Below are 26,345 nucleotides of genomic sequence, written 5' to 3' on the forward strand. Positions count from 1 at the left end.
CATGAAAACAAAACCAAAATTTTCTATTCCCGGATTGCTGGCACCGGTTTCACTGATGCTATTTTCGGCACTTACCGGAGGGCTTGAATGCTCGGCAGAACGCATCCATATCTCTACTCCGTCAACCTCCATGGTGCTTGACGGCTCAAAGGGCTCACCGCTCTATATAATGTATTATGGTGCCGCCCTTTCCGACAATGAGATGAATTCTTTCGGCGACAGCGGTATGTGGGCGCAGAACGCGTATCCCGTATATGGTCTCCACCCCTATAATGAATCCGCGCTTGCCATGACGCATGCCGACGGCAATATGACGCTTGATATGGAAGTGGCAGACATCGAGAGGACTTCAACCGACGGGGCTGACATAACCACTGTCACTCTTCAGGATAAGGTCTACCCTGTCACTGTGAAACTGAACTACAAGACATATCCGGGTGAGGACGTGATCGAGACATGGTCGGAAATCACCAACAAGGAGAAAGGTAACGTCACCCTGACCCAATTCGCTTCCGGTCATCTCCCGATACGCGTTGGCGACGTTTGGCTCTCATCGCTATATGGATCATGGGGTAATGAGGGGCGTATCGAGACGGAGCCACTGACCCACGGCATGAAGGTGATACAGAATAAGGACGGCGTGCGTAACTCCCATTCCGCCCACAGTGAGGTGATGATATCTCTCGACGGCAAACCGCAGGAGAACACAGGGCGCGTGATAGGCGCGGCTCTCGCCTACAGCGGTAACTACAAATTACGCTTCGACACCAATTCCGGCGATCATCATCTCTTCTTTGCCGGAATCAATGAGGAGAATTCCGCCTACCATCTTAAGAAGGGGGAGACATTCACCACCCCTCACCTTGCCCTGACCTTCTCAAAGGAGGGACTCAGTGGCGCAAGCCGTAATTTCCACAAGTGGGGACGCAACCACATGATAGCTCACGGCAACACACCGCGCAAGGTGCTTCTCAACAGTTGGGAAGGTGTATATTTCAATATCAATGAGGCGGGCATGAGCCAGATGATGAACGACATAGCATCGATGGGTGGTGAGTTGTTTGTCATGGACGACGGATGGTTTGGCGACAAGTATCCGCGCAAAGGTGGCGACACGGCACTCGGCGACTGGATTGTCGACACGGAGAAACTTCCCCACGGCATCCAGGGGCTTATAGATACGGCTGAGAAGAACGGCATAAAATTCGGAATATGGATAGAGCCGGAGATGGTAAATTCCAAATCACGCCTCTATGAGAAGCATCCCGAATATATCATCAAGGCAGCCAACCGTGAGCCGGTGATGGGTCGCGGAGGCACACAGATGGTGCTTGACCTCGCCAATCCGAAAGTGCAGGATATAGTGTTTGAGGTGGTCGACACACTCCTGACCAATTATCCCGGTCTTGACTATATCAAGTGGGACGCTAATGCACCCGTCATGAACCATGGTTCGCAGTATCAGACATCCGACAACCAGAGCCATCTCTACATCGACTATCATAAGGGTCTTGCCAAAGTGCTCGACCGGATACGTGCGAAATATCCCGACATCACCATACAGGCGTGTGGTGCCGGCGGCGGACGTGCCAACTATGGCTTCCTCCCCTGGTTTGATGAGTTCTGGACAAGTGACGACACGGATGCCCTTCAGAGAGTGTATCTGCAATGGGGCCACAGCTATTTCTTCCCACCCTTGGCAATGGCTTCCCACATCAGTGCCTCCCCAAATCATCAGACGCGCCGGTCAATCCCTATAAAATACAGGATAGACGTGGCAATGAGCGGACGTCTCGGCATGGAGATACAGCCCAAGGATATGAGCGAGGAGGATAAGGATATATGCCGTAAGGCTATCAGCGAATACAAGCAGATACGCCCCGTCGTTCAATTTGGCGATATCTACCGTCTTCTCTCCCCGTATGATGGGAAAGGTGCTGCCTCAATGATGATGGTGTCGCCTGAGAAGGATGAGGCAGTCTTCTACTGGTGGAAAACGGAGGCTTTCGTCAACCAGCAGCTCCCGAAGATCCGTCTGGCAGGTCTTGACCCCGATAAGACATACGTGGTCACTGAGCTAAACCGCATTGACAAGAGCCCTATGCGCTGCGAGGGTAAGGAATTTACAGGCCGCTTCCTTATGGACAACGGTCTGGAGATGCCATCATCCCACGATATAGACTATCACAAACGCACGGAATACGCTTCACGAGTGCTTCACCTGAAGGCGAAATGATAGCTGCAGGTCAAGATAGTCATTGCGCGATTCAGAAATGACAGAATAAAAAGGAAGGTGCAGCCGGATTAGCGGATGCACCTTCCCTTTTTTATCTATAAACTATAAACTTATTTGTCACGCATGAAGATGGCGATGGGGGTTCCGTGGAAGTCCCATTTTTCGCGTATCTTGTTCTCAAGGAAGCGGCGGTAAGGCTCCTTCACCCACTGCGGCAGGTTGCAGAAGAATATGAACGTGGGAATCACGGCATCCTTGAGCATAGTGACGTATTTAATCTTCACAAACTTACCCTTGTTGCTTGGGGGCGGCGTTATCGCTATCTGCTCAAGCATGTAGGTGTTGAGCTGCGAGGTGGGGATTATACGTCTGCGGTTCTTGAATACGTCGATAGCGGTCTCCAGCACCTTGAATATCCTCTGTTTCGTGATTGCGGAGGTGAAGAGAATGGGGAAGTCAGTAAACGGAGCGAAACGCTGTCTGATAGCGTTCTCAAAGCTTCTCTGCGCCTTCTCAGACTTATCCTCCACAAGATCCCATTTGTTGACACACACCACGAGCCCCTTCCTATTCTTCTGTATTAGTCCGAATATGTTGGCATCCTGGCTCTCTATGCCCCTTGTTGCATCAATCATAAGGATACAGACATCGCTTGCCTCTATTGAGCGGATGGAGCGTATCACGCTATAATACTCAATATCCTCATTGACCTTCTGCTTCTTTCGTATGCCGGCGGTATCGACGAGATAGAAATCAAAGCCGAATTTGTTGTATCGGTGATATATTGAATCGCGTGTGGTGCCTGCGATGTCGGTCACTATATGCCTCTCCTCGCCAATGAAAGCATTGATGAGAGATGATTTTCCGGCATTAGGACGCCCTACGATTGCAAATTTAGCCACATCCTCTTCCGGTTTCTCCTCCTCTTTCGGTTCGGGCATATCCTCTATCACCTTGTCAAGGAGGTCGCCTGTGCCGCTACCATTGGCAGACGACACCTCAACCGGGTCGCCCAATCCAAGGGAATAGAACTCCGGGATATTGAATCGGGCGTCGCCGATATCCTCCTTGTTTGCAACGAGAATGACCGGTTTTTTTGAACGCCGGAGTATAGCCGCCACCTGATCGTCGAGATCGGTGACTCCGGTGGATGCATCGACCACGAATAGAATCACGTCCGCCTCCTCAATGGCGATCTGCACCTGTTTGTTGATCTCCTCCTCGAAGATATCCTCGGAGTTGACCACCCATCCACCCGTGTCGACAATTGAGAATTCCTGCCCACACCATTCGACCATGCCATACTGGCGGTCGCGTGTGGTGCCCGCAGTATTGTCGACGATTGCGCTGCGGGTCTGCGTCAAACGGTTGAACAAGGTGGATTTACCTACGTTCGGCCGCCCTACTATTGCTACTAATCTGCTCATTATAATGTTTGTTGGAAATTTAAGACCGATAATTGTCTGATTCCATCAGACTCACTCGATATATCCGAATGCGCGGAGTTTGTTCTCCCTGTTGCGCCAGTCTTTCTCTACTTTCACAAAGATTTCAAGGAAAACCTTCTTACCGAAGAATTTCTCAATATCGTGACGTGCCTCGATCCCTATTTTCTTTATTTTCTCTCCACCTTTACCGATGAGAATCCCTTTCTGAGAGTCGCGCTCCACATAGATCACCGACATGATATGGATTGAGTTCTCCTTCTCCTCGAATTTCTCTACGAGCACCTCCGTGCTGTATGGAATCTCCTTATCGTAGTTGAGGAGGAGCTTCTCGCGGATTATTTCAGTGACGAAGAAACGCGCGGGTTTATCGGTGAGGGCATCTTTGCCGAAGAATGGAGGAGACGGCGGCAGAAGCTCCACGATACGACGTTTGAGGTTGTCAACATTGAAATGCTCGAGTGCGCTTGTCGGGAAGATCTCCGCTTTCGGCAGGCGTTCGTGCCATTGGTCAACAAGTTTTTCAAGCTCACCGTCACCCTTCAGCATATCAATCTTATTGATGACGAGAAGCACCGGCACATCCTCTTTTGCCACTCTGTCGAGGAAATCCTTATTTTTCTCTGGATTTTCGATTACGTCGGTGACGTAAAGAAGGATATCGGCATCCGTCAGTGCTCCTTCAGAGAACTCGAGCATTGATTCCTGAAGTTTATATTTAGGTTTCAGCACGCCCGGGGTATCGGAATATACGATCTGATATTCGGGAGTGTTGACAATGCCCATAATACGGTGTCGGGTGGTCTGTGCTTTAGATGTAATTATAGATATCCTTTCGCCGACAAGATCATTCATAAGGGTAGACTTGCCTACGTTTGGGTTTCCGACAATATTTACGAATCCCGCTTTATGAGACTGAGGGATATCTTTGTTAGCTTCTTCCATAATTGATAAATTTTAGAGTTAAGGTCGGTCCTGCCTTGAGGGGGGATCCGTGCCGGGCAACCAAAATTGCCTATAAGATAAACGCCTCAGCCGCTGTAGGGGTTCAAGTATGATGGTGGAAGCATACGATTACGCGGTAAGAAAAAAACGGGTCGATGGAAAAGAGAAATCCATTGACCCGTAGAATAGATCTTTCATCCGGGGACTTATCAGGAGTCGAAAGCCCAGATAATATACATAGCACCCCAGGTGAATCCGGCACCGAAAGCAGTCATCATGACCTTATCCCCTTTCTTGAGCTTATGCTTATATTCATCAAGGCAGAGGGGGATTGATGCAGCGGAAGTGTTGCCATAGTGCTGTATGTTGATAAGCACCTTGCTCTCATCAATCTTCGTTCTTCCGGCAACAGCCTCGATAATGCGGAGGTTTGCCTGATGAGGCACGAGCCAATCAATCTCATCAACGGTAAGGTTGTTCTTCTTCATGACCGAGATGGTTGAAGAGAGCATATCCTGCACGGCATTCTTGTAGACGTTGCGTCCCTCCTGGTATATATAGTGTTCGCGTGCCTCCACGGTCTCGATAGAAGCCGGTTTTACCGAACCTCCGGCTTTCATCAGGAGATGAGGGAGACCTGTGCCGTCGATATGGAATTCACCATCGATTATACCGACATTCTCCTCGGTGGGCTCCACGAGCACGGCAGCCGCTGCATCGCCGAAAAGAGGACAAGTGGCACGATTCTGATAGTCGGTCATGCTCGACATCTTTTCAGCGCAGACCACGATCACCTTCTTGTAAAGTCCGCTCTGTATGTAGGCTCTTGCCGCCTGGAGGGTTACGATAAATCCGGCGCAAGCCGCCTGAATGTCGTAGGAATAGGCATTGGATAGCCCGGTTTCGTGAGCGATTACCGAACCTGTCGAGGGGAATCGGTAGTCGGGATTTGACGTGGCACAGATAAGGAGGTCGATTTCTTCCGGTTTTACGGATGTAGACGCGAGAAGTTTTTCGACAGCCTTGATGCCGAGGAAACTTGATCCTTTGGAATCATCCTTCAGGATTCTGCGCTCCTTGATGCCGACGCGAGTGGTGATCCACTCATCGTTGGTGTCGACCATCTTGGAGAGCATGTCGTTGTCGAGGATATCCTCCGGGACGTATGATGCGATACCGCTGATTTTTGCGTTTACCATAATGGCTGCTAAGAAATGAACTATAGATTAAATGTAGGCGACTCCACCGATTTTATTTCCGGTGGAGTCTGCCAGATGATTTGTTTGCGGAATAAGAAGCCGGATCCGACTTCCATGTTTCCGGATCAGACGTTAGCTTTCTCGATAACTTGCTTTCCGCGGTAGTAACCACATTCACCGCACACAGTGTGATATACGTGCCAAGCGCCACAGTTAGGGCAGATGGCGAGTGTGGGGATGAGGGCTTTGTCATGAGTGCGACGTTTTGCGGTGCGGGTATGCGATTGTCTTCGTTTAGGATGTGCCATTGTTCTATAGTTTTTTTAGTAATTATTTTTGTCTTTAAAAAGAGAAGAGGGTGATGATCATTCGGTCTCTATTTCAGAGTCGATCTGTTCGCTGACGTCATCGAAATCCTCGTCAGTGTCGTCCACGCCGATCGAACGGTGCTTGCTGAGCGCGGCGGCCATTGCGCGGTTGCATTTTCCGAGCGGATGCACGTGGCGAAGAGGAATTGTAAGGACGAGGGTATCATAGAGCATATACGCCACGTTGATATAAGTGTCGCTCTGCGGAATGATGAGAAGGTCGTCGGTCTCGTCGTTATAGTCCTCGCCATATTTCACGGTGATGTGGTAGGTGGTGTCGACGTCGATGTCTATAGGGTCAAGACAACGGTCACACGGCACTTGCATCAGCCCCTTGCAAGTGAATGTGCAGTCGTATGAGTCGTTTTTCTTCTCAAGGTCGAGATGCACGTGCACGTCTGATGCTATAATGTCAGGGTTCTCCATATTTTTGAAGAACTCCGATCCACACTCAAAATCTTGTTCGTAATGCCCGTCGTTGAGAGATGCGAGCTGAACTTTATATTGCGAAAACTTTCCCACTGTCAGAGAATATTATTGTACCTCCGAGGAGAATCGAACTCCTATCTAAAGTTTAGGAAACTCCTAACTCAACTTTGATTATCAACCAGATACAGAGCTGAACGCGGATTTTGTAGAACTATTGTGGAATTTCCGCTAAAATTCCAAATCCCCGCGCCTCTTTCGGGGCTAACGGGGATTGTTCTGCAACACCGACTACAAGTAATCGGTTGTGCAAAGTTAGCACTTTTATTTGGAACGTGCAAACACATTATTTATTTTATAGTGGAACAATAAAAATAGCGGGCAACCTCACGGCCGCCCACTACTCTAATCTAACAGTTACTACAAGAAAAATCTTAGAGCCTATTTCAGCTCTATGTATTCGGTGTATGTGATTTTCGTGTGGGGATTGCTGCTTACAACCTCTTGGCGTATGGCTTTCGTACCCCACTTGATAAACCAGAATTTTTTAGGGACGCGGTGGATAATCTGCCTAATGGTATCATTTGAAACTACATCAAGCGAAACATCACGCCCACGGATTTCTCCGGCAACGTCAACCCACGCATCGCTCCACTTGAACATCTTGAGGCTGTCAAGCACTCCATCCCGATACACAATGCTATCGCGTATCTGGGTAATCACCTTAACCTCGGTCTGGGTTGCAGTCGTGGCGGCGGCTTGGAGGCGTTTGACTTTCACACCCAACTCATCAGCCGTTTGGCAAACGTGTTGATAGTTGCGCTCCAACTCGGAATAGGATAACTCCAGCCTTTGAACGGAGGCGGCCGAATTGCCGGCCTCCGTTTCAAAGTAGGTTGCCTTATCCATAAGAGCGGTGTTGTTGGCGGTCAATCTCTCATTGTCCTCTGAAAGCGACTTGCATTTGCTCCATAAGGAGCATACAGTAATCACCAGCACCGCTACAATAAGAATGATAGGCTTTTTCATGCGCCAATGGATTTGAGGTAACTTACGATACCGTCAACGTGGAGTTTGACAATAGCCTCCTTGCCTTTGTCGGAAAGCAGGAAATCCACATCATCCTTGTTGTCTTGGAATAGGTTCTCAGTGAGTACGGCGGGGCATTTGGTCTTACGGAGAATGTAAAAGCCCTCCTCCCAATCCGGGTCACCATCGCTCATGTCCTTACGGATTTTGTGGCCGGCCAGCACTTTTTCAGCAGCGGCATAGAGGTGATTAGCCAGTATGTCGGCCTTAGTCTGCCCCTTGCTTGTAAATGCGCTCCAGCCTCTTGCAGTCATCCACGGCCCGTTGCCGGCGGCGTTCACATGGATAGAGATAAGAATAACATTGGCGGTGCCAATCTTACCGCATATCTCGTTCACGCGGCGGGCGCGTTCAGTGAGTGATACATCGTGCGTTTCCGGCACGATAAGTTGAACATCGTAGCCTTTGGCGCGTAGCTCTTTCTCTACACGCCCGGCAATCTCACGGGTGTACTTGTATTCAAGCAATCGCCCGTCAGGGCTGCGTTTGCCCTTAGTGTCGGCCCCGTGGCCGTTGTCAATAAGGATTTTCATTCGTGATTCATTTTATGGTAAAAGTCGATTTTTATTCTCTCATAAACGGCTTGCACGTTGGTGTAAGCGCGTCCGTTGTTAACCGTGTCGGAATACACCTCATGCTCCACAACCTCAGCTACCCAATCCACCCAGTCATGGTTAACATAGGTTGTGAGGATTTTGCCACGATAGCGGAAACTATCAAACCGGCTGTTCCTATCCTCATGGAGATTGTGCAGTAAGGTACGGATTTTGGTACGGGTTGCCTCCTTATCCGCTATGTGGTTTTCCTCTCTGACTTTCTTGATTATCCGGCAAACCTTTTCAATGGCTAAGTCAAAGTAAACCCCGGTGAAATTCTTAACCCTTAGTTGGGTTTCGGGTTTCAAGCCCTCGGATATGTCGTTGAGCATATCGTTTTGCTTGCGGGTTTCAACTATGAGGTCATCAACCATTTTGGTATTGCCCTTAATCATTCCGTCAATGATACCTTTGAACCAGCGGAAACACGCAACCCATAGGAGCGCGGAAAGCACCAGAAAGAACGCGGCCACGATAGCCATCATTCCTAAATCCGTAATGCCTTGCGCCACGGTCATTGTGTCCTGTACTGTGTTCATCGCGGCATACGTTTTTTGGAGCGTTTGTAAAAGCTGAAATTAGCCTCATCATCGGCCGTTATCTCAGTGTTCGGTGAAAACACATTGAAGCCATACATATTGCCATAGCTTACCACTTTGATTACAGCGCGGAAAGGATATTTACGATTGGGATTACCAAACACATTTTTCAATTTCTTGCTGTCTGTGAAAAATGCTGATTTGGCAGCTCCCTCGCCATAAGCGACAACCATACGGTCTCCGTTTTCAGTTGCGCGTGTGGTACACCCGGTAAACACAGTGACTTGGTTAACCACCGCGTCTATCGGGGTGTAGTCGCAATCGAAAAGGTCGGAGGATGCGGCGGATTCATCCTCTACAAAATCTTCGATATAGTCGTTCATAAGTCCATAGGGATATTGAGGGTTTTACAATCGCTATCCACCATTTCGCGGATAGCCAGACGGTCGCGCAAAAAGTCCTCATAGGGCTTTTTTGCGGTTTCGGGCATAAGCCCCAGCATTGCGCTCTGGTACTCGTTCACCAGCTTGCTCTCAGTGTTGGCAGGGTACTTTGCCGAAAGGAGGGTGCTGAAAATGTTGTCGGCGGTTGTGGGGTATTCCACCCGGAGGCTGTCGTAGCGGTACATCTTGCCGGTTGCAGTCTTGGGGTCATCGGTGATTGATACGCCGCCCATTTCATCAACCACCACATCTACCTCAGTGATGTTATGGTTATAGAGGACGGTACCCTGCCCGTTGTTGTACGGGTCAATCACATTGGGGCGTTCATTAGCCAACAGCCCGGTTGATAAGATTCTTGTTGTTGCCATTTTTTGAAATAATGATGTTAAAGACTTTTTCCTTATGTTGTTCACTACACCCGATAACCCACCCGTATTCAGACGGGAACAAGTGCTTTATGTCGGTTGCATCTCTGATAGGAGTGTCACAGGCTATGCGGTCGGCCTTTTTGTAGAACTTATTCAATATGCTCTTTCGGAGCAGCACCCCGAAATGGTCTTGCTTATATCCTACAAAATCAATACCTCTATCGTCAACCGGGAATATCTGCCAATTCGGTTTTATCTCCACTTTCAACTCCGTTGCCAGATATAACCCCATCATGTCAAGCAAGTAGTGCAGTCGGTCTTTATCCCCGTCAAGCACTACTATGTCATCCATGTAGCGGAAATAATACTTAACTCCCATAGCCTCTTTCATCCAGTGGTCGAAATAGGCTAAGTAGAGATTGGCAAAGTATTGACTTGTGTAGTTGCCTATTGGCAAACCTTTTTCTTTACCGTTACTATCAACAATCTTATCTAACAGTCTTAAAAGTTGCTCATCCGCGATTGTGTAGCGGAATATGCGTTTGAGGGCTGCGTGGTCTATGTTGTCGTAGAATTTACGTATGTCTATTTTCAGACAATAGCGGGTGCCGTGCTTATCGCGTTTCAACGCCTCGCCCACATCGCGCCTACATTTATGAGTGCCACGCCCTTTGATACAAGAGTAGGTGTTGGCAATAAATATATGGTTCCAGTGCGGCCCCAGAACATTCACTAAGCAATGGTGAATAATCCTATCGGGAAAGAATGGCGCAATCATTATATCACGCTCTTTCGGGTCGTAGATTTTCTTAATGCGATATTCGCCCGGCTCATACGTTTCATACCTCAACATCTCCCAAAGCGCATCAAGATTTTCAAGGATATTCTCATTGAAACGCTTAATGTCGGAATGGTCGGATTTGCCCTTTTGTGCGGTATATTGGGATAGCGTCAAATTCTCATTGGTGTATAGCAGCCAATAGATGTTTTTGAGCTTTTTACCCGGCGAGTGGAACATCTTGCCCGTATCGCCTATGTAAAGCCCGCAATCCTCAAAGTCGGAGTAATCCGCGAGATATGTTTTTGCGTTCAAGCCCATAGTGCCGTTAGTCTAATGTAGAGCTTTCGATTTCCTACTAACACTACGTTAATCACTATTTTTCTACCAAGAGGTAAGGTGTCGGCGGTCAACAGTCTGAAATATCTTTGTAAAGTTGAAACCACGGTAAAAGCGGAAGCCACTGTTCGCATTCGAGTTCGAGGAACGATTATTCGCATTCAGATAACCGAAGCCCGCATTCGCTCCATTATTCGCATTAGCAGACAGGAGGGCACCCCTGACCGCCGACACCCGTATTTTGTTATTCGTTTATTTTCATTGTCTTACGTTTTGGTTTTGGTAAATTCTCGTTGCTCCGTGAGCCGTGTTTTGCAGTCCCGTTAAAAACGGCACAAGCGGAAGCCACTGTACGCATACGAGTACGAGGAACGATTAATCGCATTCAGAAAACCGAAGCCCGCATACGCTCCATTACCCGCAGAAGCAGACAGGAGGGCACCGTACCAGCCATTAGCTGTTGCCTTTGCCACGCGCCAGAAATAATCACAAAGTCCTTGATTTGCTCCACCACCTACGCTTGTAGGGAATGTAAAGCCATCGTAGGAAAAGCCGAAATTCCATTGATAGCCCTCAGCGGTGGGTAACTCAGTGATACGCTCATACCCGGCAGGAATGGCGGTTGACGTGTCGGCAGGAGAGGCAAACTTTGTGGGGTCGGTGCAACCATAGGCTGTGCAATGTCCGGGGTCATCGGCTGTTTCGGGTGAGCAATGGATAAGAATGTCATCGGCAAGCAGCCAAAGATATTCAAAGGGTGTTTCAAGCCCACGATATGATGCAACTTGCACCACCTTATCGCCACCGGTCCAGCCCTTGATTGTATAGGCTACTCGGCCAGTGTTGTTGCCGAGGATTGCAGTAACACCGCAGGGGATGAAAGGCCGATAGCCTCCCCATGTGTTCCATTGAGTACCATTAACGGACGTGCCATTGCCGAGGCCGCCTTGATGAAAGCCATCGGCGGTGAGTGTTTCATTGTAGGTGTCTTGGCAGTGCATTGAGGCGTATTCAATACGCTGGAGCCATGCAATTTCAGTATAAACACGGCCCGCCCCCGCGTGAGTACCATTCTTGCAAAGGGGGCGAACACCAGCTTTTGAGATTGAGGTGCGGGGCATACCGAGCATTGAGTTGTATGTGCCATCTTTTGCCGCATCACTCGCTCCACTGCCACCACGGAAATTTGTTGCGCTTGCAAGCAATGAAACAAAGCCGTTGGCATCGCGCTTAATCTCATTACCTACCCATTGCAACCAACAGCCGGAAACGGCTATGTTGTTGGCAATGTCAATAGTGCCATACCACGGTGAGCAAGTCTTTCGTGTCATGCGAACAAAGCCGGGGAGGGCATATTCGGAAATACACATAGCCCATTTTGTACCCTCTACCTCAAAGCGTGCGTAGTATTCGGGCTTTTCCAACATCACGTTTCCGTCCGTGGTGTCGAGCTTTGCCGCCGCTCCAGAATCCTTTTTACGGGAATCGTTCTGGTGGAGATAGTATTTCACGGAGCCATCCGTGTTTTCCACGAAACGCCTCAGTTTCTTTTGGATAGGTAGTGTGCGGTGTAAGTCCATATTACCTATGCGAGTGAGCTTGTAGTCCTTGCTGGTAAAATCGCCTTGCACCCCATACCACATATCATACGGATATTGCGGCTTGGTTGAGCCGCTGCCTAAAATAAGTCCCATATCATTTGTAGTATTCTAAATGTGGTGCTTCACTCGCCCCCCAGAAAATCTCATACTTGTCGGTGTCAATAGCGTTGGGAGGCAACTCCACTATCTTACCGGGTGTCCAGTCACCAATAGGCACGGGGAAATCCCCAATTTTTTGGTCGCATATAAGGCGGCACCTAATGAGGGTGTCATTCTCCACTACCCCCGATTTGCTACGGAGATACACGGAGAATGGCACACCAATCTTAAACCCTTTTGAGAGGTCGGTGATACGGCCTTTTGCGAGTATTCTTACATCATCCATATTTACTTGGTTAACTCTACTGCAAAGTTAATCAAAAATGTGTTTGGTGAACACATTTTAAGGCGTAAAATATAAGGACTTGGAGCATTTGCCCCACTATCCCGCCCAAAATGGTAGCCAATAGGTCCAGCCAATCCCATTTTCCACCATACGCCCTATCCTTAAACTCCATGCCGGCGGCCAGTCCACCGACAAAAAGAATGGTAAGGAGCATGGCACAGGGGATAGCGTAGAAAAAGTGCTTGAGGCGGTTGCTTTCAGTTATCCAGCTCATAATGATGTTAAGTTTATTTGGGTGGCTTGTATTTCGTTGATACGCGCTCTTATGGCATTGCGTGAGGTGTGGAGCATTTTCATATCGTAAGGTAGTTCCTCACCGACAAGCGAAGCCTCGTAGCATTTGATTACTTGATAATCCGTTTCTGCCAATTCAGCTTTTAATGCCTCAATATCGGCATTGAGCTTATAGTTATTCACTACCTTTTCGTAACGATAGGAAATTTTATCTCCATTGTCGTATGGCACTAAGCGTATGGTGTAGTTATCATCATCGCATACCATAAGGCTTTCATCAACTGCATCCACGGGTTTGTATTCCGAGGATAGTTGCTTGATTTGCTCCTCAACGGAAACGGTGCGAGTTTCAATCTCGCCCGTTTCAGTCTGGAGTCTTTCAATGTATGGCTCTAAAATCCTTGACCATAGATAGCCATCCTCAATATATCCGTATTCTTTCATAGCTATTTAGAATTTCCAACGTGAAACAATCCACGCCTCCGTTTTTTTTGCGCTGCTTCCACTACCGATATATCCGATAGAAAACACGAACATGCCGCCTTGACCTTCGGCGAAATCGTAATAATCATTCTCCGTGTGGTCATCATAAATATGGTGGCCGGTACGCGGCTTGAAACGCATATAACCGCTCCACCATTGTTTTACGAATACCACTAGCCCCTCGTAGGGGTCGGTGGGGAGATATACAATTTCCTCATCGGAGCAATACCCGATAACCATAGTATCGCCAGTAGCGAGATAGTTTGTGTTGGAGGTGGTGTCAACAATAGCTTTGCGGCCCAGCACAAGCCCCCCGGCGTAAAGACGTTGGAAAAATCCACCATAAGCGGGTGCGGTGCCATTGTTGTAGGCGCGGCCGAAAATTCCGGCAATCATTGTTTGATTGATGTTGACCTGCCAATCTTGTTTGTTGACATTGGCAAAACCTAATCCAACAACGGAGGCGCGATAGGTACACCCGGAGGTTGCCGACATCGCCTCTTGCCCTGCTCTGTTGGCGAATATGCCAGCCGGGGACATATAACTAACCGCGGAATAATCCTTGTTACGGGTTTCCACAGTGCCTTGTGTTGCGTCAAGCGTGATTATTGAGCCAAGCGTCCTATCCTCAGTCATGGTTTGGCTACCGCCGGAGTTTTCGCTTTCAAGCACAATCTTAGGCTGATATGATAGCGTATTGCCATAATACACACCCACTTGTAGCATGATACGATTTTTTAATGTTTCATCAAGAGTAGAAACAATCTGTCCGCTCTTGATAAACCAATCTCCGATATTAGCCCCCTCAGCCAAAAGCAAATTGGTTGCGATTGTTTCAAACTCCGCTCCGAAATCATTCCATTTGGCGGTGCTGGTCGGTAGTATATTGGAGAATGAGCCAGCGTCAATACGCGCTATGTAGTAGTGGTTGTTGTATTTAACCGCATCTATTCGCTGCGCATTGCCATAGTAGGTTTTTGAGCTATCATAATTGCCACGAAATACCAATACAGGGCTATCTCCGTTTTTGCCATCTTTACCCGGTTTACCGTCAACACCATCATAGGGCGTAACGCGAATTGGGGTAGTCCATTTTGCTTTCAAAGCGTTGCTCTGTCCATTGATTACAGCCGTGGTGAGCCATAGATATTTCAACGTGCCAACGGCCGGCATTGCAGTGGTCCAGCCCGCGGGTGAACGGTCTGTATCAACTAAACCGGGCGCACTTGACTTAGAGCCATTGACAGCATAGCGGTATTCAGTATAATCACCATTTATGCCATCATCGCCCTTATCTCCTTTGTCGCCATTTTTAGGCAGCACCATCCAAAGGACGGGCGTAGAGAAAGTACCCCATTTGCCATCCTTTTTCTTGCGCACACTCTCATATTGATAGCGATAGGCACTTGATACATCTTGTGGGTTGTCGGTCCAGCCTTGGCGCAAATCCCATTGTAAGCTCCTTACCCAGAAATTGCCACTTTTATATACAGGTGTGGTTGTGGTGGTCGTAGTCGTACATTCATAATAATTGCCATCCGCTCCAATCACCATCTCACCTTGTTTGTATTCTTTGCCTACAACATGATTTTCGGTGGATAGTGGCGGCACATAGTCATCAATGTATTCATCGCTATGTGGAATTGCCGGAGTCCTTTCTTCCGACATCAAGCAATAAATCCGTTCCACATCTGCCGTGTCAATAGAGAATGGCACGGGGTCGCTCCATGAAACAACCTTTGCAGTTTCTCCGCTCACTATGCCGACAGATAGCCAGCAATTAGGTACTGTAACGACACGATAGCGGCCACAATCCCCATTCAGAGAATTGCTTTGGTCTTTAGCATACGCTACATCTACAAAGTGTGTTCCGGCGGTGGGTATTGGTATATAAACCACTTTCTTTGCGTCCGGGCCGCTCACTCTATCCAGATAGTTTGAAACACGCGAAAGCCCCTCGGTGTCGAGCTTGCCAACAAGCACAAAGTCAAAGTTGGTTTCACTCTGCGCCCATATCTCCAACGCAAGCATTTGGTTGGGCTTGGTTGTAACGATAGTAATGCGGTTGGTTGTTATTTGGCTGTGGTCTATTGTTGGCGATATGAAATAGCCATCTTTCAAAGTCCACACGCTGCTATGTGTAACTTTCACATTCTCGCGGTCGGGGGTGTCACTCCATCCCGTAGGTATTAGGGCGGTACCGGTTGGCTTGGCGGGCTTGTCAAAGGAATAGCAGTAAACGAGCTTGTTGCTATCTGCATTAACGCCATTTGCACCCTTTGCCACGACAGCCCAATAAGTAGAATCAGTTGGCTTGTGTCCTTTGGTGGGTGTTGGGTGAATATAACGATAGGTGCAAGTTGCTCCATTCTCAGTATAACTTACCTCATCACCCGGATAATAGACATAGCTTGCGTTCCATGTGCCACGATATACACCCAACGGTGAAACATCGCCACTCTCGCTAACAACACTTACATTTTTGAGAGTTATAGCATTGTTGCGGCTAACATTCCAGTCTATTGAGCTTGACGCATCACCAATTCGGAATTTGTTTCCATCCAAATCCAGATAGCACTCACCATCACTTGTGACAATGCGGCCCGTGGTTATGGTATTGCCATTGATACGGGTAAAGCCATAAGTGGTTTGGAAATCGCGGAAATTATCATCTGGATAAAGTGTGGATAACACCCCAACAAGAAAGTAATAATTGTTGGGGTCATCGGTCGGCTCAAACTTATATTGAGTTTGGGTAAGTAGCCATGTGCCTTTTTCCCCAGACTTTGAACACTTGGCGAAAAGATAATATCCGGCGGTACTTGGCACCGTAAATGATTGTCCGCTCATTTGCCATGCCCTTATCTTTGAGGTGTCAATGGTAAGGTGCGACAATATGCCCTCTGTGGCGATAAACGCATTAGGATTGCCGCCTACATTAGCTTGGAGTATTACCCCGGTTAACACAAACTGTTGGCTCTTTGAGCCTACGGTTAACATATTAGTGTCAATGGAGTTGGGGCGTATGTTATCCACGTCAAAAAAGCCGTCAGTATCATACACCATATTGCGCAAATCCTCAGTAGTGCGCCAGCCCCTACGCGCTTTGTTAAGGTCCCGTAGGCGGTTGTTAGTTATAATCTGGTCATGCTCTATCACGGATAGCACGGTTTGCGTCTGGATAGATATTGCAGTTGTGTCGGAGAGGGTAAGCTGGTAGTCCTGCTCCAACAAAAGATTGCGCGTAATCTTTTGTATGCGGATTTGTTTCTCTATGCCATATCGGGTGTCTTTCACAGGCACATAATCCCCCACCTTGAACAAACACACCTCACTATCACGGCTCAACGCCTCAAGAAAATATAAGCGGTCGAGTGTGAGGGCATATTGCGCTTTGGCTTGTGTGGCCGGCTTGAAATCATTATATCCGGCATACCACAATTCTTCTTCTGCGTTCTGTTCGTAACTTTCGGGCAAGAATATATCCGTAATCTTGTAGGTTGCGCCCACCTCAATAGGATATGCGCCCCCTTGCTCTACTGAAACGGTAGGGGTTGTAAGGCCGCGTTTGTCAGTAAAGGGGATGAGCTTGAATTTCTTTGTGGCGTGGTCGTACCCACCCTTAGCCTCAAGTTCAAATTGCTGTCCTGCCAGCCTGCCAGACGTGAACGTGATTTTTGCACTCACACTATCCACCAGATATTTTGTACCGTTTGCGTCTTTCTCGCAAAGGTCAAAATCCATAGTGTCATCAATGAAAGCGTTTGTATCATCGCTCACCAGTGCAGTAACGTGGCCCGTGCGTGTGGGGTAAATCTCATCGTAGGTCTTAACATCTTCCTCGCTGCCTATCTTATCGCGTAGTGCCTCGTCCTCTAAGTAGCGTTTATTGTCATCGGATATGCCTATGAGTTCGGTGTTAGGCTCAACAACAGTTCCGTCAAAAAGGATATGTTTCTTGCGATTGTAACGGCGTGGGTATGGCAGTTGCAACCGCTCTGAATAATTGCGATAGTCGGTGCGTATGTTAGACGTGCCACCCTCCACCCAAAGACGGGTGATTATGGCTTTATCATCAATCTTTTGCTCGGTGAGCTTATAAAGCCCATTGCCCTTGCCCCACTCAAAGTAATCAGCACCTCCGGGGGGATTGACACGCTGCCCGAATTTACCAATATGGATAGTCCTAATGCCATCCGCTTGCGATATGAGAAATTCCAGATTGAAATTATCTTTTGAGCAAAGGGATTGTAGGGCTTGCAAACAATTCACCCCCGAAAATTGAATTGTCTTTGCCTCGGTTTCGGGGCAATTATTCTCATCAAACGTCCACAAGCCCGGATAATCACGATTGAGATTGTAGATTAAAACCTGCACAAACTCCTTGATTGTGTAGGTCAAATCAAACGTGCTGCGGTCGGATTTCCCGTTGCGGTCGGTGTTGCGATAGGTCGTTTTCATAAGGTCGTACATCGGCCCGTAAAATACCGGCTCAAAGATATAGTAATCCTCAGCCTGTACCTCACGTTTCGTTGTAGTCCTAATGGTATAATCGAATCCGTCCACAATGATTTTATCCCCCTTTTCAAAAGAGAGCCATTCGGTAGATACGATTTGGAGCGTAATGTAGTCATCGCCCATAAGAGAGCTGTTTTGCGTAGCACTCTTGACTACGCAAAACGGCTCCTTTGTGTTGAGTTCGATAACCTTGCCGTTACGCTTGATTATTTGAGCAATTCCCATATAAGAATAGCATTGGTTTCAAATTTCTCAATATCCTCAATCACCCCGGTAACAACTATGTCGTACTGACCGGGGAGGGCGTAGGTGTGTTCAACGGTGGTATCGTTGCCTCCCACGTTGTAAGTGTGAGTACCATCACCCCAATAGATGTTGAGTAACTTGTAGGTTGATACTTTGATTGTCGCTTTGGAGTTGTTGCTACCCGATATGTGGCGTAACACCTTTTTCACGGGTTCGTCCTCGGTGAGCTTGAGGGTGAATTTACCCACCATAAGCTCATTGTTGTAAGTACCCCACTTTTTATCTACGGCGGCCTCGTCCAGTAAGTCAACCTCATATACAAGAGGCTTTGCTTTGCCATCATACTCAACGGTAAGGCGGTGTGTACCGTCACCGTCAAAGAGAGCAAAAAATCGGCTCTGCCACTCCACAAACGCGCTACGGCTGGAGGCTTCGATGAAACATTGTAGGGTTATCTCACGCTCCTTAAAACGCTTGCGCTTGCGGTCGCGCACAACACCGTGGTAGTTGTCATAGTCCACGGTGAGAGCTTCTTTCCGCGCCAGACGTCCGACAAGTCCATCGGAGGCCGACACATACACCCCATAGTCCTTGAAATTCACACCGTCAATGTAATATTCAACATCGGTGTCAGCTTGCATTTTAAGGATTTGTTTCTCGGTCTTGGCTACGTTGAACACTTGAAGCTCATCCACGCTTGCAGTCGTTGTGAGTAGTTCATCGGTTGATAGAGAAAGGCCGGTGGGTGTTCCGCTGAAAGTGCCAACATAGACACATTCACTGTTTAAGAAAACTTTGAACGTGGAGCCGCTGCGCACGAAAGCGATAAAGTACCACATTTCCGGGGCTACGTCCAACCATTGCTCACAGTAGTTTTCTACACCGGGTAAATTCAAGAGCCAGCCTAAACGGGTGGTTGCGATTTTCACATAGGCGCACACCGTAAAATCAGAGCTGAACGGGATAGCCTGCGCGGTGATACACTCGCCCCCATTGAGAGCAAGAGCCTTGCCGGTCTTGGCAATTTTGGTTAATTCGGCACCGTCCGACAGCGTAGCGTCATGGCGGCCGGCGGAATAGTCGTATGCCTTTGAGCCATCCGGGTCATCAAAAGGCAGATACAGGAGTAAGTTTTTATCTACCATATCAGTATGTGGTTTTATCGTTAAATATTGTTGTTACTTTTCCCATTGAGGATAACCCTATATAGTCCACCTCGGTTTCCTTGCCATACACATTGATTAGCACTTTCGCGTCATTGCCGACAACGGCTATATGTAGTTTGGCGTGGTCGAACAGGTCAATGCTCACATTGGCATGGTCGGAAACATTCACGGCTACCTCGCTATCGTGGCGCACATATAGGCGCGATACTGAATAACCGTCATACTCCACCAGAGCTTTACAAGCCCCGTTAAGCACCATATCGGGCTTATTCTTGGTCGGGGGTATCTCATCATCAACATACACTCCGAAAGGCTCACACTTGCCCCGGAAATGCTCACGGAGAAAGTCTAACGTGGGGTAATCCTCGGAAATGCAAAAATCTATTCCCTGAATGTAGAGTTTTACAAGTTCCTCGGTGGATAACCCTATGTGGAGTTTTCCTTGCCACGGGCGGCACAACCCTTTGGCTATGCCATCTATTTTGAGTTGCTGAATCAGTTCCATGTTACGATATGCCTTGTGAGAGTAAAGAATTATCTTTCGTTTCTATGCGCTTGAGGGTATCTCGCACCTCGGTGAGAATTACATTGGCGTTTGCAGTGTTTTGAGCAATAGCCGATTGTTGCAAGAGCTGTTGGCGCATTACGCTTGTCTGGTCGGTCTGGTTAATGATGAAAGCATTAAGGCGGCCCGCAATCACGCCCCCGGTTTCCTCACTCATTGAGGTAACGGCACCCGTCAAGGGGTCGGAGCTTGTGGCTTCATCATCAATATCTTTTATCCAGTCACCCACCGCCTCAAGAGCGTTGGTGAATGTTGCGCCGGCGGCATTTACAAGAGCCTCAAACTTACTTTTTTCACGGGCTGTCAATTCTCCGTCAGACATTGCCTCGCCCAGATACTGAATAGCATCATCCATTGCTTTTGCAAGAAAATTTCGTTTGAGAGCATCAACAACGGCCTTTTTCAGTACCTCGCGTGTGGTATCACCCAAAGCCTTTGCCGCGTCCTCGCCGGCACAATATGCGTCAACAATGGCATCCGCGTATTGGTCCAGAGCTTCCTTTGTGGTCGTTCCGGCAAAGGTTTCCATCATTTGCCGGTCTAAGTCCTCAATCTGTTCCTCTATCTGCTCTATCGCATCATTCCATTGTTGGATTTTGTCGTTGTCGGTCTTTTTCTTATCTCTTTCAGCTTGGATTTGCTGTTTCATCAGCTCCTGCTGCTCACGGAGGCTTGCCTTTTGCTGCTCATACAAGCCCAGCATATCATCACCCTCTTTGGCTTTTGATAGCTGCTGGTTCAAGTCCTTAATTTGGGCTGTAAGTTGGGTGTATTGTGCAAAATCCCATGCGCGGCGGGCTGTTTCTCGTTGCTGTTCAAGGGCGGCTATCTGGTCCTCTATGAGTTGGATATTACGCTCAAATCCGGCACGCTCCTCATCGTTGAACACCCAATAGGTATTATTAAAGGCACGTTCAAGGCGTGAGTATGAGCGTTCCAGAGCGTCAATCTGCTTTTGGAGATTTTGTATCTTTTTCTCATATTTCGCATCGTGCATTTTTGCGAATATGCCAATTACCGATGTTATAGAGGAAATCATGCCGGTTATACCACCTACGACATCGCCTGCCATAAACTGACCCACGGACGCGGCGGCATTACCCAACTCGCCCATAAGTTCTATTGCAGTCCCTATGCCATCAGATACACCATCCATGCCCAGTGCGTCAAACATACTTTGCAAGGACGAGGCGCAATCAGTGGTTATATCCGTTACTTTCTCCACGGATTGAGTGATACCGTTGGCAGCGGATTTAACCTCTCGTTCCGCGCTTTCAACATCCTCTTTTGACCCCTCACCTTTGGCTAATGCGGCTTTCGCTTTCGCCAATTTCTGTTTAGCTTTGAGGTAGTCGTTAAAGAATGTATCTAAGGCCGCAAAGGGGTTAAGCTCCTGTATGCGCTGCTTGGCTTGGTTAAGGCTGTCAATAACGGCCTTATAGTCCACGGGGGATAATTTCAACGTGCCGGCGGCTAATTGTTTGTCAATATCGCTCACCAGCTTTTGAATTTGCCCCACGGAAAGGGTGTCAAGGTCGCTAAACAACTTTTTCCAACTATCGGTTTGCTGGAGAAATCCAGTGTTAAGAGCGGAAAGAGCCTCCGTTTCGGCTTTGTTGATTAGTTTGATACGCTCCTCATCGCCCAGACGTTCAGCCTCAGCACGGAGCAACGCATATTCCTCAGTGATTGTTTTACGCTGTTCCTCAAAGGAGCGATAATCATTAAGCACGGTTTCATGTACCTGCTTTTGTAGGTCGGCCTCCTGCTTGGATAGTTCAAGGCTCATGGCTGCTCTGTCATCATCGTTGACAATGCCACTTTCGCCATTCTCCAATTTACGCTTTGCGTCAGCAACGGCCTCCAATTTTTCGGCAAGGGTCTGGCTACGCCCTATGGTTTCACTTACAGCTTGCTTAAACGCCTCAAGAGCGGTTCTTGCGCCAGTAAGTTCATCATATTGCACATTCAAGGATATAAGGAAATTGCCCTCGCCCTCGGTGAGTACGCCAGCTTGTTTCTTGCCCTGTAATTCGGCTATCTGCTTTTCGATATACTCTTTATAAGAGCCACCAGATTGTAGCAAGGAGGCAAATTGTTTATCGGCAACATCCTTACCCATATTCTCAACCCAACGCCAATATAATTCATACTGCTTGCGCTTGTAGTCAAGTTCGCCCTCAAAGAGTTTGTTTTGGGATTGGGTATAGCTTTGGTTCTCATAGGTGCGCCGCTGCTCAAAGCCCTGTTTCTCGGTGTCGCTCAATCCACCTTTGCCTGCTTTCTTTCGTGCCTCTATAAGTTCTTTTTCCTCACGCTCAATTTGTGCAAGGTTTTGTTTGTGTTGTAAGTCCAAAAGGGCTTTGCGCTTGTCATAACCCTCCTCCATGACTGCAATACGCGCCTCTTCAACACGCCTTTCTGCGTCAACTTGCTTTTGGCGTAAGGTTTCAGCGTTGCGGGCCGCGTTGTTAGCACCTCCACCTCCACCTCCACCGGTGGTGTGCTTTGGCATTTTGCCCTCAAGTTTGGAGATTTCCTTATTGAGTTCTTTATATCGGGTAGAGTTGATTTCCGTTTCGGCTCTTTCTTGTTTGAGCTGCTTGATACGGTCGGAAATGCCCTGCTCGGTGTTGAGATTGTCCGTTTTGGTTTGGATAGCCCCTTTGATTTCAGCCAATTTAGACAAAAGAGTATCTAAGCCGGTTGTATCAGCCCCCGGCCCTACTGTGCTATTATTGATTGCGTCAATATCCTTTTGAGTTTGAGTAACCAAATTGTCCAAATCCTCAAACGACATTTGCGCATAGTCGGTGATACCCTCAGTTGCGCTTGTGTCTTTGGGAGCAAGGAAATTATTCAGTCGCTCATCTACAAGAGCAATAGCTTTGTCATATACTTGCACATCGCGTATCTGGTTATCCAGATAAAGCCTAAGTTGAGCCTCAAACGATTGCATTTCACGCTCGGTTGCACCCGTACCGGCTTTTGTTCCGGCTACAATCTGAGCGATAATCTCATTGTACTTTTGGGTGTATTCGCTACCCGAAAGTTTGGCGAGTTCCTGCGCCCCACTCTCAACAAGGCTACGAATAGCCTCCCTTACCTCCGGGGCCGCGTTTTGGATATTTTCTGCGGCCTCTTGAATTTCTACCTCATAGGACTCTCCATGTTCTTTATCATTAACCGTTTTAGTTTTGCCAGTCCTATATTGGAGATTGTTTAGGCGAGTTTCAAAGCTATCATAGTTCGTATCTCCTTTTTCGTTTAGCTTATTTAATTCTTCCTCAATACGTTTAGCCTTAATCTTTTCGGCGGTCGTGGCTTGCACGGCTGCTTTCACTTCAAGGTATCGTGCCTCCTGCTCTTTTAGTGTGGCGTTCTCATCAAGGAGTGTAGCGTTGTACTCTTGGCATATCTCATTGATTTTGGCTATCATATCCCGATAGGTCTTACCATTCTTTTCTGCCTTTGATAATATGGCAAAATATAGGTCCAGCTTGTCGGTAACTTTCTTAGTACCCTCGCTAAACTCTTCCATAACGTCCGTGGTCTTTTCGGTATCGTTGGAGAACATGGTAATCAAGCTCCATACTGCCCCAATGATAGTAAGTAACCAACCGAAAGGATTAGCGCGTAAGGTAGCCCACAACGCTTTGAACATTGTGGATAACTTGCCCGTGGCTGCTGAAAGAATGTTGGTGGCTGCTGTTTGTGCAGTCTTTGCTCCAGTGTCGGCAATAGATGCGGTGCGGGCCTGAGCCGTGGCCGTGGCTTCCAATTTCTTTTTCTTGGCGTAAAAGTCAGAGGATGCGGCCAATGCTGCTTTTCGTGCCAATAATTGTGCGTCAACGGCCGCCTCCATTCGTTTTTGAGCGGCGGCGATGGCTGTGGCATTGCCGGATTGTTGCGCCCAATAAACCTCATATCGTGCGGCCTCAACCGCTTGTGTGGCGGCTATGGCTTTTGATTTGGCACTCTCAACCGCTACGGCGGCTTCCTTAACGCTTGTGCGCATAGCCTCAAGGGATGCTAATTGCCCCGCTTGTTTGGCTGCTGTTTCTTGGGCTATGGCAGCACGATAGGCAGCACTCTTTGTTGTCAAATCAACCTTAGAGAGAGCCAAACGCTGCTCCACGGTCATAACGCTTAGGGCGGCGGCTTCATAGCCGTTGCTTGAGGCGGTAAGCCCGATATTGGATAGATACTCTTGTTGTTGGGCGGTGAGTAGGCTTTGAATGGCCGCTATTCGCATTTGTTTGACAATGGCGGCCTTTTCCTCGGCTGTGAGCATAGCCTCAAGAGCTGCGTAATGCTCATTTTCAGCGGCGGTCATAGCCTTAATCTGAGCGGTGGCAGTGCCATTGAGAGCGGCCTCGGCTTTCATCAATACCAACTTGGCACTACGGGCGGTGTTGTCAAGGACTGCAACGCCGGTGTGTCCTTTCATCGCCACGCTGGTAAGTATCATAGCGGCCTTATAAGAGCCGTAGGCAATGGTAATGGATTTGAGTATGCGTAACACATCGTCCATGTGTTCCACAAAGTAGGTAGCCCCGGAAATACCAGCGGAAAAAATATCCTCGCCAGCCTTACCAAAATCGTTAAGCACGGTGTCCCATGCGTCCTCTAAGTTGGCAATCTGTCCCGTGAGAGAGGCAGATTGTTTCTCCATAAGGTTGTAGAATTGACCGCCGGCATTGGTCATCTTGTTTAAGACCTCCTCAACCTCCGGAAATCCGATTTTGCCGGCAGATACCATTTCGTTTATCTTGTCGGCTGTCACCCCATACTTTTCCGCGAGTTCCTTAACCAAAGGAATACCACGGCCCGTAAATTGCCTTACGTCCTGCGCATACAAACGCCCCTGTACCATTGTAGTACCATAGAGGTACACAATATCATTGAGCGGGATTGAAAGGCCGGAGGCTATGTTTCCCAGCCTTACAAGGGTGTCATTTACTTTGTCGGCACTAACACCGTATGCCATGAGCTGCTTTGCGCCCTCGGCAACACCCATAAGGTCAAATGGAGTTTTGGCGGCGGTGTCTATCATCTGCCCCATCAGCTCCTGCGCTTTAGAGCCACTGCCTAACATGGTTTCAAAGGCAATTTCCAACTGTTGGAATTGCCCGCGGGTCATTACGATAGACGATAGCAAACTTTTCATTCCCTGCCCCACAAGGTAGTAGGAAATGTATTGTCCGGCACGTTCTGCCATCAGCCTAAAAGAATCCTCAACACTGCCAACCTCATCAATGGCCGTGTTGGAGAAATCTTTTATGCGCCGCTCCATAGCCTGTGCGGAAACATTGAAATCATCTATGTCGAGCGTAGCCCTAAAACCTAAGCCACCGCCTATATTTTCCATTAGATTAAACCTTTGAGATAGTTTTTAATTTCATCTTTCGTTGAGAGATTTGCCGGTGGGTCGTTTTCGTAGTCAATTTCGTTTCCGTCCTCATCTTTCGGCAATTCCTTTGTTCTCGGTGCGTCAGCAATCATAAGCGACACGTTGAGCCACGATATACCCCATAGCAAGTAATCATAACTCCACCCAAACGAGCGTAAGAGTTCGCCACGATTACCCCACGGGCTATTCAACCCTATTACTCTATCCGCTGCTCTTGGGGTTTCGGTCGGGTCGTTCCCATTTCCCGTATCAATCGAATAGAGGATGTAAAACCCGCGGTGTTCATCATCTGGTTAATAACCTCGGCCAGCTTTTGCAATCGTGCCACGGTGAGGTGTTCAATGAAAAATTCCGCAAGCTCCTTAACGGATTTGTCGTTGGGGTCGGTGACGCATGGATTATTGAGGACTGCAACGGCGGCTATCACGGCCATCTGGTCTATATACTTGAAAAGGCGTTTGCTCTCTTGGAGCGGTTGATTTTGAATAGCCTCCTCATCGTATTCTATGGCAATGTAGAGTTTGCGCAAACAATCAATCGTACCCAGATAGAGCGGCTTGATATAAAAGTGGCGCATATAAACCTCTTTTGTTCTGCCTAAATCCACGTCCGGCACCTCGGTAATCTTTACGTCCCAGTCTTTGGGTATGCGCTTATCACGCCACACTTTGTTTCGCTTGCGGAATATGCGCTTTTTGAGATTAAACCACTTGGAGGGCTTAACCGGGTTAATTTTCAAAGGCACGGAGAATTTAGCACCCATTGACAATAGGGCGTTTATCGCCTTATCCTCAATCTCTAAGCGTTGTTCCCGCGTTAGTTCCTGTTCTGTTTCTTGTTCGGCCATATCGTTAAGATTAAGCAAGCCCCCTAACCGAATAGGGATAGGGGGCTTGGCTGGTT

At 48.1% G+C, this 26,345-nt stretch carries 22 protein-coding genes; 1 reads left to right on the plus strand and 21 read right to left on the minus strand.

Going from position 1 to position 26,345, the window contains the following annotated elements; genetic code table 11:
* Position 1 precedes the first annotated feature (1 nt).
* Entirely contained in the window at positions 2–2,236 is a 2,235-nt protein-coding gene (locus E5331_RS03945; protein ID WP_420813750.1) for an alpha-galactosidase, read from the plus strand.
* Between the two features lie 110 nt (positions 2,237–2,346).
* Here the strand turns inward: E5331_RS03945 and der are convergent, their stop codons facing one another.
* The 21 genes from der to E5331_RS04055 all read right to left on the minus strand — a co-directional run bounded on the left by der (position 2,347) and on the right by E5331_RS04055 (position 26,289).
* Complete coding sequence (gene der / locus E5331_RS03950) at positions 2,347–3,663, minus strand: ribosome biogenesis GTPase Der (RefSeq protein ID WP_123481581.1); 1,317 nt, start codon at positions 3,661–3,663, stop codon at positions 2,347–2,349.
* Between the two features lie 51 nt (positions 3,664–3,714).
* Complete coding sequence (era, locus tag E5331_RS03955; RefSeq protein ID WP_169477630.1) at positions 3,715–4,626, minus strand: GTPase Era; 912 nt, start codon at positions 4,624–4,626, stop codon at positions 3,715–3,717.
* Positions 4,627–4,835: 209 nt separating this feature from the next.
* On the minus strand, positions 4,836–5,825 hold the full coding sequence (locus tag E5331_RS03960) for a beta-ketoacyl-ACP synthase III (protein ID WP_135983929.1): 990 nt from the start codon (positions 5,823–5,825) through the stop codon (positions 4,836–4,838).
* Positions 5,826–5,950: 125 nt separating this feature from the next.
* Positions 5,951–6,133: a 50S ribosomal protein L32 gene (rpmF, locus tag E5331_RS03965; RefSeq protein WP_123481583.1), complete on the minus strand. Its 183-nt coding sequence runs from the start codon at positions 6,131–6,133 to the stop codon at positions 5,951–5,953.
* 57 nt (positions 6,134–6,190) lie between these two features.
* The gene (locus tag E5331_RS03970; RefSeq protein ID WP_135983931.1) at positions 6,191–6,715 is read right to left on the minus strand and encodes a YceD family protein; all 525 of its coding nucleotides are present in this window, start codon (positions 6,713–6,715) and stop codon (positions 6,191–6,193) included.
* A 345-nt stretch (positions 6,716–7,060) separates the two neighbouring features.
* Entirely contained in the window at positions 7,061–7,648 is a 588-nt protein-coding gene (locus E5331_RS03975; protein WP_135983933.1) for a DUF6549 family protein, read from the minus strand.
* On the minus strand, positions 7,645–8,241 hold the full coding sequence (locus E5331_RS03980; protein ID WP_104404925.1) for an N-acetylmuramoyl-L-alanine amidase: 597 nt from the start codon (positions 8,239–8,241) through the stop codon (positions 7,645–7,647). Before E5331_RS03980 ends, E5331_RS03975 begins: the two co-directional genes overlap by 4 nt.
* A complete protein-coding gene (locus tag E5331_RS03985) occupies positions 8,238–8,843 on the minus strand; it encodes a hypothetical protein (protein WP_135983936.1) in 606 nt (201 codons plus the stop codon). The genes E5331_RS03980 and E5331_RS03985 overlap by 4 nt, the downstream gene beginning before the upstream one ends.
* Positions 8,840–9,226 carry a hypothetical protein gene (locus E5331_RS03990; RefSeq protein ID WP_135983937.1) on the minus strand — a complete coding sequence of 129 codons (387 nt, stop codon included), beginning with the start codon at positions 9,224–9,226 and terminating at the stop codon, positions 8,840–8,842. The genes E5331_RS03985 and E5331_RS03990 overlap by 4 nt, the downstream gene beginning before the upstream one ends.
* Positions 9,223–9,654, minus strand: a complete 432-nt coding sequence (locus E5331_RS03995) for a hypothetical protein (protein ID WP_135983939.1) — start codon at positions 9,652–9,654, stop codon at positions 9,223–9,225. Before E5331_RS03995 ends, E5331_RS03990 begins: the two co-directional genes overlap by 4 nt.
* Positions 9,614–10,753: an RNA-directed DNA polymerase gene (locus tag E5331_RS04000; protein WP_135983941.1), complete on the minus strand. Its 1,140-nt coding sequence runs from the start codon at positions 10,751–10,753 to the stop codon at positions 9,614–9,616. Before E5331_RS04000 ends, E5331_RS03995 begins: the two co-directional genes overlap by 41 nt.
* A gap of 341 nt (positions 10,754–11,094) precedes the next feature.
* Positions 11,095–12,465 carry a hypothetical protein gene (locus tag E5331_RS04010; RefSeq protein ID WP_135983945.1) on the minus strand — a complete coding sequence of 457 codons (1,371 nt, stop codon included), beginning with the start codon at positions 12,463–12,465 and terminating at the stop codon, positions 11,095–11,097.
* Position 12,466: 1 nt separating this feature from the next.
* A complete protein-coding gene (locus tag E5331_RS04015) occupies positions 12,467–12,757 on the minus strand; it encodes a hypothetical protein (protein WP_135983947.1) in 291 nt (96 codons plus the stop codon).
* A 31-nt stretch (positions 12,758–12,788) separates the two neighbouring features.
* Complete coding sequence (locus E5331_RS04020; RefSeq protein ID WP_135983949.1) at positions 12,789–13,031, minus strand: hypothetical protein; 243 nt, start codon at positions 13,029–13,031, stop codon at positions 12,789–12,791.
* Complete coding sequence (locus E5331_RS04025) at positions 13,028–13,495, minus strand: hypothetical protein (RefSeq protein WP_135983951.1); 468 nt, start codon at positions 13,493–13,495, stop codon at positions 13,028–13,030. The genes E5331_RS04020 and E5331_RS04025 overlap by 4 nt, the downstream gene beginning before the upstream one ends.
* Positions 13,496–13,501: 6 nt before the next feature.
* On the minus strand, positions 13,502–18,277 hold the full coding sequence (locus E5331_RS04030; RefSeq protein WP_135983953.1) for an N-acetylmuramoyl-L-alanine amidase: 4,776 nt from the start codon (positions 18,275–18,277) through the stop codon (positions 13,502–13,504).
* Positions 18,259–19,443: a LamG domain-containing protein gene (locus tag E5331_RS04035; protein ID WP_135983955.1), complete on the minus strand. Its 1,185-nt coding sequence runs from the start codon at positions 19,441–19,443 to the stop codon at positions 18,259–18,261. The genes E5331_RS04030 and E5331_RS04035 overlap by 19 nt, the downstream gene beginning before the upstream one ends.
* 1 nt (position 19,444) lies before the next feature.
* Entirely contained in the window at positions 19,445–19,969 is a 525-nt protein-coding gene (locus E5331_RS04040) for a hypothetical protein (RefSeq protein WP_135983957.1), read from the minus strand.
* 1 nt (position 19,970) lies between these two features.
* On the minus strand, positions 19,971–25,400 hold the full coding sequence (locus E5331_RS04045; RefSeq protein ID WP_136013216.1) for a tape measure protein: 5,430 nt from the start codon (positions 25,398–25,400) through the stop codon (positions 19,971–19,973).
* Complete coding sequence (locus E5331_RS04050; RefSeq protein WP_135983959.1) at positions 25,400–25,633, minus strand: hypothetical protein; 234 nt, start codon at positions 25,631–25,633, stop codon at positions 25,400–25,402. Before E5331_RS04050 ends, E5331_RS04045 begins: the two co-directional genes overlap by 1 nt.
* 5 nt (positions 25,634–25,638) lie before the next feature.
* Positions 25,639–26,289, minus strand: a complete 651-nt coding sequence (locus tag E5331_RS04055) for a hypothetical protein (RefSeq protein ID WP_135983961.1) — start codon at positions 26,287–26,289, stop codon at positions 25,639–25,641.
* Positions 26,290–26,345 lie beyond the last annotated feature (56 nt).

This window comes from Lepagella muris (assembly GCF_004793975.1).
Taxonomy (GTDB): Bacteria; Bacteroidota; Bacteroidia; order Bacteroidales; family Muribaculaceae; genus Lepagella; species Lepagella muris.

What these genes read in the sequence shown, in the direction of transcription:
- E5331_RS03945 (WP_420813750.1), top strand. Translation starts at nt 2, where the DNA reads ATGAAAACAAAACCAAAATTTTCTATTCCCGGATTGCTGGCACCGGTT.
- der (WP_123481581.1), bottom strand. Translation starts at nt 3,663, where the DNA reads ATGAGCAGATTAGTAGCAATAGTAGGGCGGCCGAACGTAGGTAAATCC.
- era (WP_169477630.1), bottom strand. Translation starts at nt 4,626, where the DNA reads ATGGAAGAAGCTAACAAAGATATCCCTCAGTCTCATAAAGCGGGATTC.
- E5331_RS03960 (WP_135983929.1), bottom strand. Translation starts at nt 5,825, where the DNA reads ATGGTAAACGCAAAAATCAGCGGTATCGCATCATACGTCCCGGAGGAT.
- rpmF (WP_123481583.1), bottom strand. Translation starts at nt 6,133, where the DNA reads ATGGCACATCCTAAACGAAGACAATCGCATACCCGCACCGCAAAACGT.
- E5331_RS03975 (WP_135983933.1), bottom strand. Translation starts at nt 7,648, where the DNA reads ATGAAAAAGCCTATCATTCTTATTGTAGCGGTGCTGGTGATTACTGTA.
- E5331_RS03980 (WP_104404925.1), bottom strand. Translation starts at nt 8,241, where the DNA reads ATGAAAATCCTTATTGACAACGGCCACGGGGCCGACACTAAGGGCAAA.
- E5331_RS03985 (WP_135983936.1), bottom strand. Translation starts at nt 8,843, where the DNA reads ATGAACACAGTACAGGACACAATGACCGTGGCGCAAGGCATTACGGAT.
- E5331_RS03990 (WP_135983937.1), bottom strand. Translation starts at nt 9,226, where the DNA reads ATGAACGACTATATCGAAGATTTTGTAGAGGATGAATCCGCCGCATCC.
- E5331_RS03995 (WP_135983939.1), bottom strand. Translation starts at nt 9,654, where the DNA reads ATGGCAACAACAAGAATCTTATCAACCGGGCTGTTGGCTAATGAACGC.
- E5331_RS04000 (WP_135983941.1), bottom strand. Translation starts at nt 10,753, where the DNA reads ATGGGCTTGAACGCAAAAACATATCTCGCGGATTACTCCGACTTTGAG.
- E5331_RS04010 (WP_135983945.1), bottom strand. Translation starts at nt 12,465, where the DNA reads ATGGGACTTATTTTAGGCAGCGGCTCAACCAAGCCGCAATATCCGTAT.
- E5331_RS04015 (WP_135983947.1), bottom strand. Translation starts at nt 12,757, where the DNA reads ATGGATGATGTAAGAATACTCGCAAAAGGCCGTATCACCGACCTCTCA.
- E5331_RS04020 (WP_135983949.1), bottom strand. Translation starts at nt 13,031, where the DNA reads ATGAGCTGGATAACTGAAAGCAACCGCCTCAAGCACTTTTTCTACGCT.
- E5331_RS04025 (WP_135983951.1), bottom strand. Translation starts at nt 13,495, where the DNA reads ATGAAAGAATACGGATATATTGAGGATGGCTATCTATGGTCAAGGATT.
- E5331_RS04030 (WP_135983953.1), bottom strand. Translation starts at nt 18,277, where the DNA reads ATGGGAATTGCTCAAATAATCAAGCGTAACGGCAAGGTTATCGAACTC.
- E5331_RS04035 (WP_135983955.1), bottom strand. Translation starts at nt 19,443, where the DNA reads ATGGTAGATAAAAACTTACTCCTGTATCTGCCTTTTGATGACCCGGAT.
- E5331_RS04040 (WP_135983957.1), bottom strand. Translation starts at nt 19,969, where the DNA reads ATGGAACTGATTCAGCAACTCAAAATAGATGGCATAGCCAAAGGGTTG.
- E5331_RS04045 (WP_136013216.1), bottom strand. Translation starts at nt 25,400, where the DNA reads ATGGAAAATATAGGCGGTGGCTTAGGTTTTAGGGCTACGCTCGACATA.
- E5331_RS04055 (WP_135983961.1), bottom strand. Translation starts at nt 26,289, where the DNA reads ATGGCCGAACAAGAAACAGAACAGGAACTAACGCGGGAACAACGCTTA.